Genomic DNA, 18,535 nt, shown 5'->3' with positions numbered 1-18,535 from the left:
GTCAGCCCAGCGCCGCGGCCACGACGAGGAGCACGGGCACGCACAGCACCGTCGTCACCAGCCCCGCGTCGCGCGCGAGCGCCTCGCCGTGCCGGTACTGCATCGCGTAGACGAGGACGTTCTGCGCGGTCGGCAGCGCCGCCATCGCGACGACCGCGAGGAGCGCGTGCGGCGGCAGGCCCAGCGCCGTGCCCAGCCCCCACGCGAGGAGCGGGTGCACCACCGCGCGCAGGCTCACCGCGAGCGTGAGGTCGGCGCGCGGTGCCGCACTGTCGACCGTCCGTGGCACGGCGAGCGCCATGCCGAAGGTGAGCAGCGCGAGCGGCGCGGCCGCGGCACCGACCAGGCGGAACGGCTCGTACACGACCTCGGGCAGCGACCAGGGCAGGGCAGCCAGGACGAGACCGAGCAGCGTCCCGACGATGATCGGGTTGCTGAGGGTGCGCCGCAGCACGGACCCGCCGCGCGAGCCCCTGTCCAGCACGGCGAAGGCGATCGGCGCGAGGACGAGGAGCTGGAACAGCAGGGTCGGCACGACGGCGACCGCGTCGTCGAGCAGGTAGACGGCGAGCGGGAGGCCGACGTTGCCGGCGTTGACGTACGACGACGCGAGCGTGCCGACGGTGACCTCGGCGGCCGGTCGGCGCAGGGCGAACCGCAGGACGAGGACCGCGACGAGCGCGACGACGATCGTCGACGACCAGGTGACGAGGGCCTGGCGGGACAGCAGCAGGTGCAGGTCGGCGTGCGCGACCGTGGTGAGCAGCAGCGCCGGGGTGGCCACCGCGAACACCACCCGGGCGAGCACCGGCGCGGCCCGCTCGCCCAGCACGCGGCGGCTGGCCAGGAACCAGCCGAGCGCGACGACCGCGCCCATCGTGCCGAGTGCGGTGACGACTGCGCCCATCAGGTCGGGGTCTCGTCGGTCACCCCCCGATCCTCGCAGGATCAGCGTCGCGCGATGTCACGCCCCAGGTGGGCGGGCTGCAGGCCGGACGCGCGCAGGCGTCGGCGGTCCGCGGCTGTGTCGTACATGAGCTGGGTGTGGAAGTAGTTGACCTGCTCCAGGACCGCGAGCACCCAGAACGCGAGTCCGGCGACGACCTCGTCGAGCGGGCCGGTCAGCAGGGCCACGACGAGCACCGGCAACGCGAGCGCGAGCAGCACGGGGTTGAGCCACCGAAGGACCGCGTAGACGCGCATGCCCGCCGGGTCCGCCGGGCGGCGGAGCTTGAGCAGCCAGTACACGGCCCCCTGCAGCAGGATGAACAGCGCGAGCGCGGTGCCGAGCACGTTCGCCGGAGACAGCGGCAGACCGACGAGGCCGTAGGCGACCCAGGGCAGGACGACGACGCTGACGAGCTCGCCCGTCGCCAGCGACCAGAGGCGGCGGCGGACCAGGTGCATCCGTCGAGGCTAGGTGCGCGCGCTCAGGGTCGCTGCTCGGAGGACCGGGCTCGGGCGGCCAGGATCCCGTCGCGCACGGCGAGCCGGATCACCCAGTACAGGGCGGCGAGCACCAGGAGCGGGATCGCGACGTAGAGGAGGAGGTGGGACCCGAGCATGGCGCACGCTAGCGCCTTAGTTGACCGGCCGGACGTCGGAAAGCGCTTGCCCTCACGACCGTCGGCATGGCACGATCGGTTCCGACGCGCAGGTCAGACGTGCGTCCCGCACACGGAGGTAGGGCAACGATGCCAGCAGTCGCACTGGTCACCGGGGGCAATCGGGGGATCGGCCTCGGAATCACGCAGCGGCTGCTCGCCGACGGCTTCGCGGTCTCGATCCTCGCCACGCGCGAGGAGCCGACCGAGCTGCTGGAGTCGCTCGACGCCCCGGGCAGGGTCCGGTACGTGCGCGGTTCGGTGGCCGACCTCGAGGACCACACCCGGTTCGTCGACGACGCGGTCGAGGCATGGGGTCGCCTCGACCTGCTGGTGAACAACGCCGGGGTCGCTCCCAGCGTGCGGGCGGATCTCCTCGAGGCCGGCCCCGAGAGCTTCGACCGGGTGCTCGGCATCAACCTGCGCGGGCCGTACTTCCTGACGCAGACGTTCGCGAACCGGGTGATCTCCCTGGGGGCGGACCGCCTTCCCCGAGCCACGGTCGTCAACGTGTCGTCCATCTCCGCGACGACCGTCTCCACCAACCGCGGTGACTACTGCATCTCGAAGGCCGGCGTCGCGATGGCCACCCAGCTGTTCGCGGTGCGCCTGGCGCCCGAGGGGATCGTCGTCTACGAGGTGCGGCCCGGCGTGATCGCCACCGACATGACGGCCGGCGTCACCGAGAAGTACGACGCACTCATCGCCGAGGGCCTCGCGCCCATCAACCGGTGGGGCCGACCGTCCGACGTCGCCGGCGCGGTGTCGATCCTCGCGTCCGGTCAGACCCCGTACTCCACCGGCGAGGTGTTCCACGTCGACGGCGGCATGCACATCCCGGTGCTGTGATGACGACTCTCCAGGGTGTCCCCGTCGTCACCGTCAACACCGTCGTCGTCGGCACCGGCTCCGCCGGCTTCTGCGCGGCCGACCGCCTGTGGGAGCTCGGTCAGACCGACCTCGTCATGGTCGCCGACAAGGTCAACGCGGGCTCGTCGCGCAACGCCGGCTCCGACAAGCAGACCTACTACAAGCTCACGCTCTCGGGCGGCGACGGCGACTCCGTGCGGGAGATGGCCGAGACGCTGTACTCCGGCGGGGCGATGGACGGCGACAACGCGTTGGCGGAAGCCGCCCTCTCTGCTCGTGGATTTCTGCGCCTGTGCGACCTGGGCGTGCCGTTCCCGCAGAACCGGTACGGCGAGTTCATCGGCTACAAGACCGACCATGACCCGCGCCGTCGCGCCACGTCGGTCGGGCCGTACACCAGCCGGTCGATGGTCGAGCAGTTGGAGAAGAAGGTCCACCGCAACGGCACGCGCATCTACGACGAGTGCCGGGTGGTCGACGTGATCGTCGACGACGGTGCGGTCGCGGGGTTGCTGGTGCTGCGCACCGACGTGCCGCACGACGGCGTCGAGTCCCCGTTCCTGCTGTTCCGGTGCACCAACATCGTCTACGCGACCGGCGGTCCCGCCGGGATGTACGCGACGCGCGTCTTCCCCAACGGCCAGTGGGGTGCGTCCGGGGCGGCCTACCGTGCGGGCGTGCACGGCAAGAACCTCACCGAGTGGCAGTTCGGGCTGGCCTCGACGCACCCGCGCTGGAACGTGTCCGGCACGTACATGCAGGTCATCCCGACGTTCGTCTCGACGGACGCTGACGGTGGCGACGAGCGCGAGTTCCTGACCGAGGCCATCCCTTCGTATGGACAGCTGATGTCGCTCGTGTTCCTCAAGGGGTACCAGTGGCCGTTCGACATCCGGAAGGCGCTCGACGGCTCGTCGCTGATCGACCTCCTGGTCTACCGGGAGACGGTCCTGCGCGGGCGGCGGGTGTTCCTCGACTTCCGTCGGAACCCTGTCCAGGCGGAGTTCGACCCGTCCGCGCTGAGTCCCGAGGCGTACGAGTACCTCGACCGCGCGGGCGTCCTGTTCGGCACGCCGATCGAGCGGCTGCGGCGGATGAACGAGCCCGCCTACCAGTTCTACCTGGGCAAGAACCCGTACGTGGACCTCGAGACGACCATGCTCGAGGTCGACGTCTGCGCGCAGCACAACAACGGCGGGCTCGTGGTCGACTCCTGGTGGCAGTCGAACATCGAGGGCTTCTTCCCGGTCGGCGAGGCCGGCGGCGCGCACGGGGTCTACCGACCCGGCGGCGCGGCGCTGAACAGCGGGCAGGTCGGCGCGACCAGGGCGGCGCAGTTCATCGCGGCCCGTCGCACCGCCGACCCCGCGCCGTTCGACGAGGCCGCTACCTCGGTGCTCGACGCTGCTGTCTCCTTGGTCGCCGCCGCGTCGGAGCGAGCAGCCTCCGGGATCCCCGACAACACCGGCGACCTGCTGCGCGAGGTCCAGGTGCTCATGAGCGCCAAGGCCGGCCCGGTGCGTTCCGCCGAGTCGATCCAGGAGGCGCTGGTCCAGGTCCACGCGTGGCTGTCGGCGTACGAGTCGACCGTGTCCGCGGATGCCTCGTCGCGCCGCTCGATCAACCGCACGTTCCTCGTCCGCGACATCCTGACCAGCGCGTACGTGTACCTGTCCGCGATGGCCGACTACGTCGCGCACGGTGGTCGGTCCCGCGGGTCGGTCCTCTACACCGACCCCGACGGCGCGATCCCGCACGGCCTGACCGAGCTCCCTGACGTCTTCAGGTTCACGCTCGACGGCGGTGCGCTCGACGACGAGGTGCAGGAGACGTCCTGGGTGCCGGCCGAGGGGTTCGTCCCCGTGGTCCCCCGTTCCGAGGGCGACCCGGCCGGAGAGCCGGTGTTCCGGTGGCGTCCCCGCCGGCCGATCCCCGAGGACGACGACTTCTTCGAGAACGTCTGGCGGGAGTTCCGCGAGCACGGGAACATCCACTGATGCGCGTCGCCCTGCCGGATCCTCGGGTCGAGCTCCGCGGGGCGTCGTGGGTGGAGGACGGACCTGGGGGGGTGCTGCCGCACCGGCTCCCCGCCTGGGCTCGCCCGCAGTTTCCCGACGACTTCCTGGCGATGGTCGAGGCGCAGGCGTCCGGTGTCCGGCTGCGGTTCCGGTCCGCGGCGCGGCATGCCTCGCTCGACGTGGCTGTGCTTCGCGTCGCCGTCGATCCCGCACCGCCCGGTGAGCCGCAGCCCTATGACGTCGTCGTCGACGGGGAGGTCGTGCCGCAGCCCTCGGGGACCGCGTCCAGGGGCGGCGTCATCGCGCTCGAACCGCTCGCCCGGACGACCGTCGAGCGACCCGGGCCCGCGGGGGTCGTGGAGCTCGTGCTCGGCGGCGACGGCACCGTCGAGCGTGACGTCGAGATCTGGCTTCCGCCGGGCGAGACCACCCGGCTCGTCGCGCTGACCACCGATGCGCCCGTGGCCGCACCGTCCGCCGTGACCGCCCCGCGCTGGGTTCATCACGGCTCGTCGATCAGCCACGGCGCCGGAGCCGCGTCGGCGCTCGGCGCCTGGCCGATGGTGGCCGCCCGGATCGCCGGGCTGGACCTGGTCAACCTCGGGTTCTCCGGCAACGCCGTGCTCGACCCGTTCGTCGCCCGCGCCATCCGCGACCAGCCCGCCGACGTCATCACCCTCAAGCTCGGCATCAACGTGGTGAATCACGACGCGATCCACCTGCGCGCCTTCACCCCCGCGGTGCACGGCTTTCTCGACACCGTCCGCGACGGCCACCCGACCACGCCGCTGGTGGTCGTCTCACCGCTCCTGTGCCCGCTCGTCGAGACCATCCCGGGGCCGACGTCGCTCGACCCGGCCGACCCGTCGGTCTTCCGCACCACCGGCACCCCGTCCGAGATCGCCGACGGCAAGCTGACCCTGACGGTCATCCGGTCCGTGCTGCGGTCGGTGGTCGACGCGCGCGCGGACAGCGCACTGACCTACGTCGACGGCACGTCCCTCTACGGCTGGCCCGACTGGGACGACCTGCCGATGCGCGACCTCATGCACCCGGACGCCGAGGCGCACCGGCTGATCGGGACCCGTTTCGCGGCGGTGCTACGGACCCTCCAGCGCACCTCGAGCCTCTCCGGGAGTGCCACCTAGCGTTCGCTGGGTGTCGAGCAGGGCCCACGGCCAGCGGCCTGGTGCGGGCCTTCGCTCGTGCCGGTCTACGACGTGGCTGCCGCGGGAGCCCTCCCCAGGGCGAGCGCGACGAGCCCCGCGCCCGAGAACGCGACGGCCACGAGCAGGATCACGATCCCGTTCGACCCCGTGGTGTTCAACCACGAGGCATCGTCGAGGACCGGCCGAATCTGGGCCGCTGTGGAGTGGGCGGAGAACCGTCCCGCCCCCACGACGGCAAGTGCGAAGCCCGCTGCACTCAGCACGACCGCCGCCGTCCGGTACATCGACCTCGCCGGGGCCGTCACCGGCCGACGACCGATGGTCACGCTGCCCGCGATCGACAAGCCGACGAACACGACTGGGAACAGCGCCAGGGTCGCCTCTCGGAGGAGGTTGTTGTCCGCACCGGGCAGCTCGACGAACGCCCACCCGATGGCACCGAGTGCCGCCGAGACGGCGAACAGGGCAAGGCCGGTCGCGCCCGTCACGACGACGTAGAGCCACGCACTCGCGTCGGCGGTGACCAGGACACGTCGGTCGAGGTCCGGCGCCTCAGCGAGCCTCGCCTCGGCTGACCGCCCCGCCCGGGCGAGGACCCGCGCGTCGACGTCCAGCGGGTCGCGACGGGCGTCGCGCAGCACCGTGATCATCCGTGCCGCGACGACGACCGACCAGGCGGCGCCCGCCAGGAGCAGCAGAGACACCAGGACGAACAGGACGGTGGCGACCGCGTCGCCGACGGTGGGCAACAACGGGTTCGGGTCCATGTCGTCCTCCAGGGCGAGTCAGTTCGCTGGCGGTGACGCTAGCGGTCCCGACCGCGACCCGTCCTGGAGGACGAGGGAGGCGCTCAGAGGTGCGGGAGAACGAGCCGCACGTACCGGTCCGCCAGCGTCGCGACGGTCTCGTCGCCGGGGGTGTCCCAGATGGACTGGTTGAAGATCTCCACCTCGACGTCCCCGGTGTAGCCGGTCTCGGCGACCCACCGCGTGATCGTCGCGAAGTCGATGTACCCGTCGCCCACGTGCCCGCGCGACAGCAGCGCATCGGCCGCCAGCGGCAGGGTCCAGTCGCACACCTGGTAGCTCGCGATGCGCCCGGCCGCGCCGGCCCGGGCGATCTGCCGCTGCAGGTCCGGGTCCCACCACACGTGGTACGTGTCGACGACGACGCCCACCACGTCCGCCGGGTACGGCTCCGCGATGTCGAGCGCCTGGCCGAGCGTCGAGATGACGGCGCGGTCCGCCGCGAAGATCGGGTGCAGCGGCTCCAGCACCAGCCGGACGCCGTGCTCGGCCGCGAACGGCGCGAGCTCCCCGATCCGGTCGGCAACCCGCTGGCGCGCGCCGACGATGTCCCGACCACCCGTCCCGGGCAGCGCGGGACCGCCGGGCGCGCTCGCGGCAGGCAGGCCGCCCACGACCATGATCAGCTCGCGCGTCCCGAGGGTCGCCGCCTCGACGATCGCCCGGCGGTTGTCGTCGAGCGCCGCGGTCGTCGCCGCCTCGTCGTCCGCGGTCAGGAACCCGCCGCGGCACAGCGAGGAGACCCGCAGTCCGGCGTCGGCGATGATCTTCGCGGACTCGCCGACCCCCGCCTCCTGCACCCGGTCACGCCACACGCCGATCGCCGGGAGGCCCGCGCGCACCGCGCCGTCGACGGCCTCGCGCAGGGTCCAGCTCTTGGTGGTCGCCGTGTTCAGCGACAAGCGGCTGAGGTCGCTCACAGCGTGATCGTCGGGACGTCGAGACGACGACCCTCCGCCGACGACTGCAGACCCAGCTCGGCCAGCTGCACGCCGCGCGCGGCCGAGAGCAGGTCGAACCGGTGGGTGCGCCCGGCGACGACGTCGCGCAGGAACTCCTCCCACTGCAGCTTGAAGCCGTTGTCCAGGTCACCGTTGGCCGGCACCTCGAGCCACTGGTCGCGGAACGACTCCGTGACAGGCAGGTCCGGGTTCCACACCGGCTTCGGGGTGTGCGCACGCTGCTGGGCGACGCACTTGTTCAGCCCTGCGACCGCCGAACCGTGCGTGCCGTCGATCTGGAACTCGACCAGCTCGTCGCGGTACACCCGCACCGCCCAGGACGAGTTGATCTGCGCGACCACCGGGTCGCCGCCGGGCGTCTCGATCTCGAAGATGCCGTACGCGGCGTCGTCGGCGGTGGCGTCGTACGCGTTGCCGCGCTCGTCCCAGCGCGTCGGGATGTGCGTCGCGGTCTGCGCGCTCACCGTCTTGACCGTGCCGAGGATGCCCTCCAGCACGTAGTTCCAGTGGCAGAACATGTCGACGACGATGCCGCCGCCGTCCTCCTTGCGGTAGTTCCAGCTGGGGCGCTGCGCCTCCTGGCCGTCGCCCTCGAACACCCAGTAGCCGAACTCGCCGCGCAGCGACAGGATCCGTCCGAAGAAGCCCTCGTCCACCAGCCGGCGGAGCTTGACCAGGCCCGGCAGGTACAGCTTGTCGTGCACCACACCCGCCGTGACGCCCGTGCTCTCGCGCAGCCGGGCGAGGTCGATCGCCTCCGCCAGCGTCTCGGCCGTCGGCTTCTCCGTGAAGATGTGCTTGCCGGCCTTCATCGCGGCGGTGAGCGCCGAGTACCGGCGGCTGGTCACCTGGGCGTCGAAGTAGATGTCGACCGTCGGGTCGTTGATGACGGAGTCCGCGTCCGTCGTCCAGTGCTCCACCCCGTGCAGCTCCGCCAGCTCACGGACCTTGTCGGCGTTGCGGCCGACGAGGATCGGCTCCACCTGCACGCGGGTGCCGTCCTCGAGCGTGACGCCGCCCTGGTCGCGGATCGACAGGATCGAGCGGACGAGGTGCTGGCGGTAGCCCATCCGGCCGGTGATGCCGTTCATCCCGATGCGCAGGGTGCGGGTCGTCATGAGTGCTCCGAGTGTTCTGGACCGCGATGTCGGTCGGAGTGTGGAATGCGCTTTCCAGCGTAGCCTACCGGTCTGCTGTCTCGTCAAGAGCCCGACGCCGAATGCTGGTCGTCCACGGTCGCCCGCGAACAGATCCCGAGCGTCACCCCGCCGTGCCCGCCGTGCTGGCGTACCGGCGCGCTCGGCGCGACGCGCGTGCCTGACGCACCCCACGAGGCTCGCTTCGCGCGAGCGCATGTGCCGTCCCTCGCGTCCAGCGGCGCACCCGTGTCGACCGATCGACGAGACCAGTCGTGCCCGGTGCCCCTCGGCATCGGGCGGACGTAACAGGTCCGGCTTGTCCGCCGGCTACGCCCGGATGCTCACCAGATCCGCGACCGCACTGCGGACCGCCGACCGGAACGTGTCGGAGCCGGCAAGGTCCTCCCCGAACACGGCTCGCACGTCCAGCATCCTGTCGGCCAGCGAGTCGAGCGGTCCCTCGGCGGCGGCGGCGAGGGTCGATGCCAGCGGGTCGTCGAGACCGACCTGCCGCCCGCCGACCTCGAGCTCACCCTGTGAGGTCGCCCGGACGTAGGCGATCCAGGCGGCGACAGCCGCTGCGGCTGCAGTGGGCACGGCGCCGCTGCTGAGCCGGTCGCGGACCGTGCCCAGCAGGCGCTGCGGCAGCTTCTGCGACCCGTCCATGGCGACCTGGACGGTGGTGTGGCCGGTGTTCGGGTTGGCGAACCGCGACAGGACGTCGTCCCGGTACTGCACCAGGTCCAGACCGTCCGGCGCGACGAGCGTGGGCAGGACGTCGTCGTCGACGAGCGCCCGGACGGTCGCCTCCAGGGCCGGGTCCGCGACCGCCTGCGCGATCGTCGCGTGACCCCGCAGCGCGCCGAGGTAGGCCAGGGTCGAGTGGCTGGCGTTCAGGACGCGAAGCTTGGCGCGCTCGTACGGTGCGACGTCTCCGGTGAGCGTCGCGCCGACGCGCTCCCATGCCGGTCGTGGTCCTGCGAACGAGTCCTGGATGACCCACTGCGTGAACGGTTCGCCGATCACCAGCCCGGCGTCGGTCAGGCCGAGGAGCGACTGCGCCTCGGCCCGGTGCGCGTCCGTCGTGGCAGGCACGATCCGGTCCACCATCGTGCCCGGGAAGCGCACCGAGGTCCCGATCCACTCCCGGAGCCGGTCGCCGTGCGGCACGGTGTCGAGCGTGGCGGCGACGAGCGCAGCGAGGACCGCTCCGTTGTCGGCGAGGTTGTCGCAGCAGACCACGGTGAGGTTCCCGGCGTCGTGCCTCGCGCGCAGCGCCAGTCCTCGCAGCAGCAGCCCGAGCGGAGAGCGGGCAGGCGTGTCGGCCGTGCCGCCGCGCAGCTCGGAGGCGAGTGCGTCGAGGTCGGCCGCCAGGTCGGGGTCGGCCAGGTCCGGCCCACCGTCGGCCGCCCGCCGGTATCCCTTCTCCGTCACGGTCAGGGTCACGACGTGGGTGGTCGGCGCCGCGATCGTCGTGAGCACCCGGGGGGTGTCGGTCCCGGGGAACGCCACGTCGCGCAAGGATCCGACGAGCCGCAGCGAGGTCTGCGTGGTGCCCTTGGTCAGGACGCCGTAGAGGCCGTCCTGCGGTGCGAGCTGCTGCACGACGCGGGCGCTTCGCTGGGTGACGCCGAGGATGCCCCACCCGTTCTCGCCCGTCGCCGCGGCGGCGTCCTCGGTGAAGACGGCCTGGTGCGCCCGGTGGAACGCCCCGAGCCCGAGGTGGACCAGCCCCACGCTCACGTCGGCGGGGTCGACCGACAGTGGCTGCACCCCGGACGGGAGCACCGTGCTGCTGAGCGTCGCGCGCGAGAGGCGGGGCGTGCTTGCTGTGGTGGTCATCCGCCGGCCACCGACGACTGTGCGGGCGCCACGCCCGTCGAAGCGCGGACCACCAGCTCGACCCCGATGAGGACCGATGGGGGCGTGGCGGCCGCACCGAGGGTCCCGACCGTGATCGAGGGTGTCGCGTGCGGCGTCCGCTCGGCGGCCGTCAGTGCGGCGGCGATCGCCGACTCCGCTGCGGTCGGGACGGAACCGGCCTCGATGAGCAGGTCGACCGCCGCCCGACCCAGCCGGGCCAGCGGGACGGTGACGGTGGTGAGGGTGGGCGAGACGAGGGTCGCCGCCGGGATGTCGTCGTACCCCACGACCGAGACGTCCTCGGGGACGTGTACGCCCCGGGCGCGCAGCCTGCTCAGGATGCCGAGCGCGAGCAGGTCGTTGTGTGCGAGGACCGCGGTGACGCCGCTCGCGGCGACGAGGTCGCCCGCCGCCACACCGCCTCCGAACAGGGGAGGGAAGTGTCCGAGGTCGACCACGTCGATGCTGCGCAGGCCGTGCGACGCGTGCTCGAGCCCGCGCCGCCGCTGGGCGTCGGACCACGAGCCGACCGGGCCGCCCGCGTAGCCGATGCGACGGTGCCCGAGTGCGTAGAGGTGGGTCACGGCCTGGCGGATGCCGTCGGTGTTGTCGATCACGACGGACGGCAGACCGGCGTGCAGCCGGTTGACGAGCAGCAGGGGGACGTCGTCGTCGAGCACGTCCCGGCCGAGCCGGTCGAGCTCGAGGTCCGTCATCCGGGGCGAGCAGAGGATCACGCCGTCGACCTGGGCGCCGAGGTGTCCGACCAGCTCGCTCTCGAGGCGCGGGTCCTCCTCGGCGTCCGCCACGAGGAGCGCGAAGCCGAGGGCGCGGGCGCGGGCCTGGACGCCTTTGGCGACGGCGGCGAAGAACGGGTTCTCGAGGTCCGGCACCACGAGGCAGAGGTTCCCCGTGCGACCGGTGATCAGCTCCCGAGCGGCTCGGTTGGGCCGGTACCCGAGCTCGCGGGCGACCTGCTGGACGTGCTCGCGGCGGGCGGGCGCTACCAGGTCGGGTGCGCTGAGCGCGCGGGAGGCCGTCGCCGGTGAGACACCCGCAGCTCGCGCGACATCGCGCAACGTGACCACCACAGTCCCTCCTCGTCTCGACCCCTCGATGGAATGAATGCGATTTCAGCACGCGAGGTCGACGCGTCGCAAGTGTCGTCCCGACATGCGGGATGTCTCGGCTTCGGGGCTTGTGGTCGACCCCGTCCACCTGGTTGGGTGCCATGAATGCGTTTGCACTGTGCGTCATCGAGGACCCTCGGCGGCGGGACGACAGCTGCTCGACTGCTGCTCGAAGGAGGATCCCGATGGTGAGCGAGACCGGGTGGTCGTTGCACCCCGACCGGGCGCTGCCCAGCGACCCGGTGGTCCGGCCGATCGCCCGGGAGATCCTCGCGGCGACCGCGGCGCTGCCGATCGTCTCGATGCACGGCCACGTCGACGCCGGCCTCCTGGCGCGTGACGAGCCCTTCGCGGACCCGGCCTCGTTGCTGGTCACACCTGACCACTACCTGGTGCGGATGCTCGTGTCCCAGGGTGTGCCGCACGACGCCCTCGGGGTGCCGCGCCGGGACCGGCCCGACGTCGTGGCGGATCCGCGGGAGGTCTGGCGGACGTTCGCGACGCACTGGCCGCTGTTCCGCGGGACGCCCACGCGCTACTGGCTCGAGCACGTCTTCGTCGAGGTGTTCGGCCTGGACGAGCGGCCGTCGGCCGACTCCGCCGACCGCCTGTTCGACCTGCTCTCCGAGAGGCTGGAGAAGCCGGCGTTCCGGCCGCTCGCCCTCTTCGACGAGTTCGGGATCGAGATCCTGGCCACCACCGACGCGGCGACGGCGACGCTCGCGGACCACGCCGACCTGGCGGACCGCGGCTGGGGCGACCGCATCGTGCCGACGTTCCGGCCCGACGCTCTGCTGCACGTCGACCGTCCCGGCTGGCGGGCGGACGTCGCACTGCTCGAGGAGCGTTCCGGGGTCGCGATCCATGGGTATCGCGACCTCGTGCACGCGCTCGAGGAGCGCCGGCGGGCGTTCGTCGCCGCCGGGGCGCGCGCGACGGACCACGGGCACCTCTCCGCGGACACGACCCCGCTGAGCGACGCCGAGGCCGAGCGGATCGTGTCCGCGGCGCTGCGTGGCGACGTCGGCGCGGCGGACGCGCAGGCGTTCTCGGGTCACATGCTGTTCGAGATGGCACGCATGTCGGCCGAGGACGGCCTCGTCATGCAGCTGCACCCCGGCGTCCTGCGTGACCACGACCGCGCCGTCTTCGACCTGCGCGGCCCGGACGTCGGCTACGACATCCCCGTGACGACCGAGTACGTGCACGCCCTGCGGCCCGTCCTGGAGGCGTTCGGGCACCACCCCGGTCTGCGACTGGTCCTGTTCACGGTGGACGAGGACACGTTCAGCCGCGAGCTGGCACCGATCGCCGGTGTCTACCCCGCGGTCCGACTGGGTGCGCCGTGGTGGTTCCTCGACACCCCGGACGGCATGCGGCGCTTCCGCGAGGCCGTGACCGACTCGGCAGGCTTCGCCAACACGACCGGGTTCGTCGACGACACGCGCGCGTTCTGCTCGATCCCCGCGCGCCACGACCTGGCCCGGCGCATCGATGCCGGCTTCCTCGCCCGGCTGGTCGCGGAGCACCGGCTCGACGCCGACGAGGCGATCGAGACCGCGGTCGATCTCGCGTACCGGATCCCGCGCCAGGCGTATGCTCCACCGAGGACGGCAAACGCTTTCCCGCGATCGAGCGGGTCTGAGCACGGTGCGAAGGAGCACAAGTGAGCGACATCCTGGAGCGCCTGGCGGCGCACCGCCTGGTCCCCGTCGTCGTGATCGACGACGCCTCCCACGCCGACGCGCTGGCGCAGGCCCTCGTCGACGGGGGACTGCCCGTCGCGGAGGTCACGTTCCGCACGGCGGCCGCAGCCGACGCCATCCGCGCCATCGCCGCGCGCGGTGACGTCCTGGTGGGTGCCGGCACGGTGCTCACGCCCGCGCAGGTCGACGCCGCGGTCGCCGCCGGTGCGTCCTACGTCGTGTCGCCCGGCACCAGCCGCGCCGTCGTCGAGCGCTGCCAGGAGCACGGCATCCTCGCGCTGCCCGGCGCCGTCACGGCCACCGAGGTGCAGGCCGCGCTCGAGCTGGGCCTGACCACCGTGAAGTTCTTCCCCGCCGGCACCTCCGGCGGCGCCAAGGCGGTCGCCGCGCTCGCCGCGCCGTTCGGCGACGTCGGGTTCGTGCCGACCGGCGGCATCGGACCCGGCAACCTCGCCGAGTACCTCGCCCTGCCGTCCGTCCGCGCCGTCGGCGGCTCCTGGATGGTTCCCCGGGACCTCATCCGCGGCGGCGACCTCGACGCCGTCCGGGACCTCACGGCCGAGGCCGTGAGCCTCGTCGCCCACCCCTGACCTCGATCGCGAAGGAACACCGCACATGTCCGACCTGGTCATCCGCCCCGCGGGCGAGACGCGCTACGACGCCGTCTCCCTCGGCGAGGTCATGCTCCGTCTCGACCCCGGCGAGGGTCGGATCCGCACCGCCCGGTCGTTCCGCGCCTGGGAGGGTGGCGGCGAGTACAACGTGTCCCGCGGGCTGCGCCGCGCGTTCGGGCTGCGCACCGCGATCGTGACCGCGCTCGCGGACAACGAGGTCGGGCGGCTGGTCGAGGACCTCATCCTCACCGGCGGGCTGGACACCTCGTTCATCCAGTGGGTGCCCTACGACGGCATCGGGCGCCAGGTCCGCAACGGACTCAACTTCACCGAGCGCGGCTTCGGGGTCCGCGGCGCGGTCGGCGTGAGCGACCGCGGGCACACCGCAGCCGCGCAGCTGGCGCCGGGGGACGTCGACTGGGAGCACCTCTTCGGCGAGCTCGGGGTGCGCTGGTTCCACACGGGAGGCATCTTCGCGGCCCTGTCGGACAGCGCCGCCGAGACCGTGATCGAGGCCGTGACCGTCGCGCGGAAGCACGGCACGATCGTCAGCTACGACCTGAACTACCGGCCCAGCCTCTGGAAGGCGGTCGGCGGCCAGGCGCGCGCGCAGGAGGTCAACCGGGCGATCGCGCCGCACATCGACGTGATGATCGGCAACGAGGAGGACTTCACCGCCTCGCTCGGCTTCGAGGTGGAAGGGGTCGACGAGAACCTGTCCGCCCTCGAGCTCTCGTCGTTCGCCGCCATGATCGACCGCGTGGCCGAGGCCTACCCGAACTTCCAGGTCATCGCCACGACGCTGCGCACCGTGCACTCCGCGACCGTCAACGACTGGGGCGCGATCGCCTGGTCGAAGGGCACCGGACTCGTCAGCGCCACGCACCGGGAGCGCCTGGAGATCCTGGACCGCGTGGGCGGCGGAGACTCGTTCGCGTCCGGTCTCGCGTACGGCCTGCTCGCGGGAGAGGACCTGCAGACCGCTGTGGAGTACGGCGCCGCCCACGGAGCCCTCGCGATGACGACGCCGGGCGACACCACCATGGTCAGCAAGGCCGAGGTGCTCAAGCTCGCGGGCGGCGGCGGAGCCCGCGTCGACCGCTGATCCCCGACCCCGGCCGCCACGAGTGCTGGACCGCAGACGCAGCGGCGACTGCACCGCGGCGGCGGGGTCCGGACGGACAGGCCGCACCGGCGCAGACGAGCCATCGGTGCGGACCGTCCGGACGGGCGGCCCGCACCGGTGCGGACGATCCACTGATGCACGACCCACCGATGACGACGACCCGCCGATGTGGACGATCCATAGAGGTGGAGCGTCAGTCCGCCGATGACCCGATGTGGACCGACAGGCGCGTCCCCGTGCCGTCGTGGTGCACTGGGGCCAGCGTCCGCACCCTCAGCACGACCTCCGGAGGTACCCCATGAGCCACTCGAGCCTGCCGTCTGCGATGCCCGGAGCGTCGCTCGAGCTGGACCCTGAGGGGCAGCTGCTCTGCCCGAGGTGTCGGGCGTTGACGCTCGACGTCGCGGGGATCGACCAGGTGGGTGGCATGCCGTGGGTGAACCACGTTCTCGTGTGCCGGTCGTGCGGTGTCACGTCCCGACTCGCCCTCGTGGGCGCCTTCGGCCGCACGGTCCTGCGCTGGCTCGACGACTGAGCCGTCTCGACCACCGAGCCGCCTCGAACGCCCCGAGTCGCCTCGTCAGTCCACCGACTCCGGCGCGGCGATGATCGTCCAGGAGCCGACGGGCGCGTAGGTCGAGTCGGAGATCGTCTCGCCCGACCCGGGTTGGAGCGGGTAGTGCTTCACGTTCCCCGCCCAGTAGCGCAGGATCCGGCCGAGCTCTTCGAGCGGGGCATCGGCGACTGCGCCGGCGGACAGGTCGACCTCGAGCACGAACTTCATCGCGGTACCTCCTGACGGTGAACCTCCGACCGTAGCGCTGAGGTCGGCGAGATCGTCAACAGGGGCACGGTGGATGCGCCGCCGGTCAGGACCGGGTCAGGTGACGGCGCCGAGCTGCCAGGGGACGAACTCGTCGGACCCGAGGTCGAGCTCCTCGGAGACGGTCTGCCGGCCGGACGCGACGGCGATGATCAGCTCGAACAGCTCGTCGCCGACGGACGCGACGGTCGCGGTGCCGTCGACGATGCGCCCGGCGTTGAGGTCCATGTCCTCGGTCATCCGCAGGTAGGTGGCGGTGTTCGTCGCGACCTTGATGGACGGTGTCGGCTTGCAGCCGAGGACGGAGCCGCGCCCGGTGGTGAACACGACGACGGTGGCGCCGCCGGCGACGAGGCCGGTGACGGAGACGGGGTCGTACCCGGGGGTGTCCATGAAGGTGAAGCCACGGGCGGTGACGGGTTCGGCGTACTCGTAGACCTCGACCAGCTCCGCGGTGCCGCCCTTGGCGACGGCGCCGAGCGACTTCTCGAGGATGGTGGTCAGGCCACCGGCCTTGTTGCCGGGGGAGGGGTTGTTGTCCATGGTGCCGCCGCCGGCCGCGGTGTAGCCCTTCCACCAGTCGAGCCGGTCGAGGAGCTTCTGGCCTACGGAACGGGAGACGGCGCGGCGCAGGAGGAGGTGCTCGGCGCCGAACACCTCGGGGGTCTCGGCGAGGATCGAGGTGCCCCCGCGGGCGACGAGCTGGTCGGACGCGTGGCCGAGCGCGGGGTTGGCGGTGATGCCGGAGTACCCGTCGGAGCCGCCGCAGTTGAGGCCGAGCACGAGCTCGGAGACGGGTGCGGGGGTGCGGCGCTGGGCGTCGATGGCGGGGAGCATCTTCTCGATGGCCTCGACCCCGGCGCGGACGGTGCGGCGGATGCCACCGGTCTCCTGGATGACGAGGGTGGTGACGGGCTTGCCGGCGGGCAGGTCGAGGCCGTCGAGGAGCGACTCGGCGGGGATCATCTCGCAGCCGAGGCCGAGGACGAGCAGGCCGGCGATGTTCGGGTGGTCGGCGTACCCGCGCAGGGTGCGACGGGTGATCTGGGCGCCCTCGCTGGTGGGCACGAGGCCGCAGCCGGTGTCGTGGGTGAGGGCGACGACGCCGTCGACGTGCGGGTAGGCGTCCAGGACGCGACCGCGGAACTGGTCGGCGATGAGCCGGGCGGTCGACGCGGAGCAGTTCACGGAGGTGACGATGCCGACGTAGTTGCGGGTGCCCCAGCGGCCGTCGCTGCGGGCGTACCCGTCGAACGTGCGGACGGGTCCGGGGGGCGTCGGGAGGGTGACGCGTGCGGTGCCGAACTCGTAGGCGCGCTCGTCGTCGTCCATGCCCAGGTTGTGCGAGTGCACGTGGTCGCCGACGGCGATGTCCCGGGTGGCGCGCCCGATGGACTGCCCGTACTTGTGCACGGGTGACCCGGCAGCGACGGCCCGGACGGCGAGCTTGTGACCGCGTGGGACGCTCTGGATGACGACGAGCGTGTCCAGCTGCGTGCCTGACTGGAGGTCCCGGGTCGCGACACCGACGTCGTCGTCGGGACGCAGCACGAGAACGCAGTCGGCCAGCCTGAGCGTCGTCGTCACCGCGTCAGGATACCGCTTTCCCGAGCATTGCACCGGCGTGCCCACCCCCGAACGGGCCACCGACCTCCGGCAAGCGCCTACCCTCCTGACCATGGCCGCTTCCGTGACCCTCAGCGACGTCGCACGCGAGGCCGGCGTCTCGCTCGCCACCGCCTCCCGCGCGATCAACGGCAGCGCCAACCGCACCGTGCGTGCCGACCTGCGCGACCGGGTGCTCGCCGCGGCGACCCTCCTGCGGTACACCCCGGACGCGAACGCGCAGGCGATGGCGCGGGGCCGCACGACGTCGTTGGGCCTCGTGGTGCACGACATCGCGGACCCGTACTTCTCCTCGATCGCGGCGGGGGTCGCCCGTGCGGCGGACCGCGCCGGCCTGCAGGTGACGCTCGCGAGCACCCAGCACGACCCGAGCCGGGAGAGCGGGCTGGTCGACCTGCTCAAGCGGCAGCGGGCGCGCGCGATCGTCATCGCGGGTGGCCGCCTGGACGACGAGGCCACGAACGACGAGCTCCGCGCGGCGCTGGCCGACTACCGGTCGGTCGGGGGGTCGGTGGCCCTGATCGGTCAGCCGATCCTCGGTGTCGACAGCATCGTGGTCGGCAACGCGCAGGGTGCCGGCGACCTGGCGAAGGCCTTGCACGGCCGCGGGTACCGACGGTTCGCCATCCTGGCCGGTCCGGCCGACCACCTGACGGCGTGCGAGCGGCGGGACGCGTTCCGTGGGGCGCTCGCCGAGCTGGGCAGCCCGGTGCCGGACGACGCGGTGATCACGAGCGCGTTCACGCACGAGGGCGGCGAGGACGCGATGCGCACCCTGCTGCGTCGCGGCGACCTGCCCGAGCTCGTGTTCGCGGTGAACGACGTCATGGCGCTCGGTGCGCTCGCCGCAGGCCGCGAGGCGGGGATCCAGGTGCCGCAGGACGTGGCGCTCGCGGGCTTCGACGACATCTCGACGCTGCGCGACGTCGTCCCTGCCCTCACGACCGTGCGGATCCCGCTCGTCGACGTCGGCATCGCCGCCACCGAGCTCGCCCTCGCGGAGGCGTCCGACGAGCCGCGGCTGACGCACGTCCCGACGCAGGTGGTCCTGCGCGACTCGACCCCGGGTCGCTAGCGCG

Annotated in this window: 18 protein-coding genes; 8 read left to right on the top strand and 10 right to left on the bottom strand. The window is 72.4% G+C overall.

Translation table 11 applies throughout. The annotated features are described in order from the left end of the window. Position 1: 1 nt before the first annotated feature. Genes ACXJKF_RS00930 through ACXJKF_RS00920 form a run of 3 tightly spaced genes read right to left on the bottom strand, consistent with a single transcriptional unit; the run spans position 2 to position 1,565 of the window. Complete coding sequence (locus ACXJKF_RS00930; protein WP_456785862.1) at positions 2-907, bottom strand: AEC family transporter; 906 nt, start codon at positions 905-907, stop codon at positions 2-4. Between the two features lie 41 nt (positions 908-948). Continuing rightward, positions 949-1,407 (bottom strand): hypothetical protein, encoded by a 459-nt coding sequence (locus ACXJKF_RS00925; protein ID WP_456785861.1) that lies wholly within the window; start codon positions 1,405-1,407, stop codon positions 949-951. A 23-nt stretch (positions 1,408-1,430) separates the two neighbouring features. Continuing rightward, a complete protein-coding gene (locus ACXJKF_RS00920) occupies positions 1,431-1,565 on the bottom strand; it encodes a hypothetical protein (protein WP_456785860.1) in 135 nt (44 codons plus the stop codon). A gap of 129 nt (positions 1,566-1,694) precedes the next feature. On the opposite strand from ACXJKF_RS00920, the gene ACXJKF_RS00915 reads away from it, so the two are divergent. Genes ACXJKF_RS00915 through ACXJKF_RS00905 form a run of 3 tightly spaced genes read left to right on the top strand, consistent with a single transcriptional unit; the run spans position 1,695 to position 5,640 of the window. After that, positions 1,695-2,453 (top strand): 3-ketoacyl-ACP reductase, encoded by a 759-nt coding sequence (locus ACXJKF_RS00915; protein WP_456785859.1) that lies wholly within the window; start codon positions 1,695-1,697, stop codon positions 2,451-2,453. After that, positions 2,453-4,471, top strand: a complete 2,019-nt coding sequence (locus ACXJKF_RS00910) for an FAD-binding protein (protein WP_456785858.1) — start codon at positions 2,453-2,455, stop codon at positions 4,469-4,471. The genes ACXJKF_RS00915 and ACXJKF_RS00910 overlap by 1 nt, the downstream gene beginning before the upstream one ends. Further along, on the top strand, positions 4,471-5,640 hold the full coding sequence (locus ACXJKF_RS00905; RefSeq protein WP_456785857.1) for an SGNH/GDSL hydrolase family protein: 1,170 nt from the start codon (positions 4,471-4,473) through the stop codon (positions 5,638-5,640). Before ACXJKF_RS00910 ends, ACXJKF_RS00905 begins: the two co-directional genes overlap by 1 nt. 65 nt (positions 5,641-5,705) lie before the next feature. On the opposite strand, the gene ACXJKF_RS00900 is transcribed toward ACXJKF_RS00905, so the two are convergent. The 5 genes from ACXJKF_RS00900 to ACXJKF_RS00880 all read right to left on the bottom strand — a co-directional run bounded on the left by ACXJKF_RS00900 (position 5,706) and on the right by ACXJKF_RS00880 (position 11,522). Further along, positions 5,706-6,428 carry a hypothetical protein gene (locus ACXJKF_RS00900; RefSeq protein WP_456785856.1) on the bottom strand — a complete coding sequence of 241 codons (723 nt, stop codon included), beginning with the start codon at positions 6,426-6,428 and terminating at the stop codon, positions 5,706-5,708. A gap of 83 nt (positions 6,429-6,511) precedes the next feature. Next, a complete protein-coding gene (locus ACXJKF_RS00895) occupies positions 6,512-7,387 on the bottom strand; it encodes a sugar phosphate isomerase/epimerase family protein (protein WP_456785855.1) in 876 nt (291 codons plus the stop codon). Continuing rightward, entirely contained in the window at positions 7,384-8,547 is a 1,164-nt protein-coding gene (locus ACXJKF_RS00890; RefSeq protein WP_456785854.1) for a Gfo/Idh/MocA family protein, read from the bottom strand. The genes ACXJKF_RS00895 and ACXJKF_RS00890 overlap by 4 nt, the downstream gene beginning before the upstream one ends. Positions 8,548-8,895: 348 nt before the next feature. Next, a complete protein-coding gene (locus tag ACXJKF_RS00885) occupies positions 8,896-10,410 on the bottom strand; it encodes a mannitol dehydrogenase family protein (RefSeq protein ID WP_456785853.1) in 1,515 nt (504 codons plus the stop codon). Further along, the gene (locus ACXJKF_RS00880) at positions 10,407-11,522 is read right to left on the bottom strand and encodes a LacI family DNA-binding transcriptional regulator (protein ID WP_456785852.1); all 1,116 of its coding nucleotides are present in this window, start codon (positions 11,520-11,522) and stop codon (positions 10,407-10,409) included. Before ACXJKF_RS00880 ends, ACXJKF_RS00885 begins: the two co-directional genes overlap by 4 nt. A 224-nt stretch (positions 11,523-11,746) precedes the next feature. On the opposite strand from ACXJKF_RS00880, the gene uxaC reads away from it, so the two are divergent. The 4 genes from uxaC (at position 11,747) to ACXJKF_RS00860 (ending at position 15,542) form a co-directional block, all read left to right on the top strand. Continuing rightward, positions 11,747-13,231 (top strand): glucuronate isomerase, encoded by a 1,485-nt coding sequence (uxaC, locus tag ACXJKF_RS00875; RefSeq protein WP_456785851.1) that lies wholly within the window; start codon positions 11,747-11,749, stop codon positions 13,229-13,231. Continuing rightward, a complete protein-coding gene (gene eda, locus ACXJKF_RS00870) occupies positions 13,228-13,857 on the top strand; it encodes a bifunctional 4-hydroxy-2-oxoglutarate aldolase/2-dehydro-3-deoxy-phosphogluconate aldolase (protein ID WP_456785850.1) in 630 nt (209 codons plus the stop codon). Before uxaC ends, eda begins: the two co-directional genes overlap by 4 nt. Positions 13,858-13,882: 25 nt before the next feature. After that, entirely contained in the window at positions 13,883-14,986 is a 1,104-nt protein-coding gene (locus ACXJKF_RS00865) for a PfkB family carbohydrate kinase (protein WP_456785849.1), read from the top strand. Between the two features lie 319 nt (positions 14,987-15,305). After that, complete coding sequence (locus ACXJKF_RS00860) at positions 15,306-15,542, top strand: hypothetical protein (RefSeq protein WP_456785848.1); 237 nt, start codon at positions 15,306-15,308, stop codon at positions 15,540-15,542. 45 nt (positions 15,543-15,587) lie between these two features. Here the strand turns inward: ACXJKF_RS00860 and ACXJKF_RS00855 are convergent, their stop codons facing one another. Together ACXJKF_RS00855 and ACXJKF_RS00850 are read right to left on the bottom strand one after the other, a co-directional pair. After that, the gene (locus tag ACXJKF_RS00855; RefSeq protein WP_456785847.1) at positions 15,588-15,791 is read right to left on the bottom strand and encodes a hypothetical protein; all 204 of its coding nucleotides are present in this window, start codon (positions 15,789-15,791) and stop codon (positions 15,588-15,590) included. A 96-nt stretch (positions 15,792-15,887) separates the two neighbouring features. Then, on the bottom strand, positions 15,888-17,417 hold the full coding sequence (locus tag ACXJKF_RS00850; RefSeq protein ID WP_456785846.1) for a UxaA family hydrolase: 1,530 nt from the start codon (positions 17,415-17,417) through the stop codon (positions 15,888-15,890). Positions 17,418-17,508: 91 nt separating this feature from the next. Between ACXJKF_RS00850 and ACXJKF_RS00845 the strand changes: the two genes are divergently transcribed. After that, positions 17,509-18,531 (top strand): LacI family DNA-binding transcriptional regulator, encoded by a 1,023-nt coding sequence (locus tag ACXJKF_RS00845; protein WP_456785845.1) that lies wholly within the window; start codon positions 17,509-17,511, stop codon positions 18,529-18,531. Positions 18,532-18,535: the final 4 nt, after the last annotated feature.

The organism is Cellulomonas sp. P5_C5 (assembly GCF_054049655.1).
The sequence above is the reverse complement of the archived record's forward strand: the minus strand, read 5'-3'. Positions and strand labels throughout refer to the sequence as shown.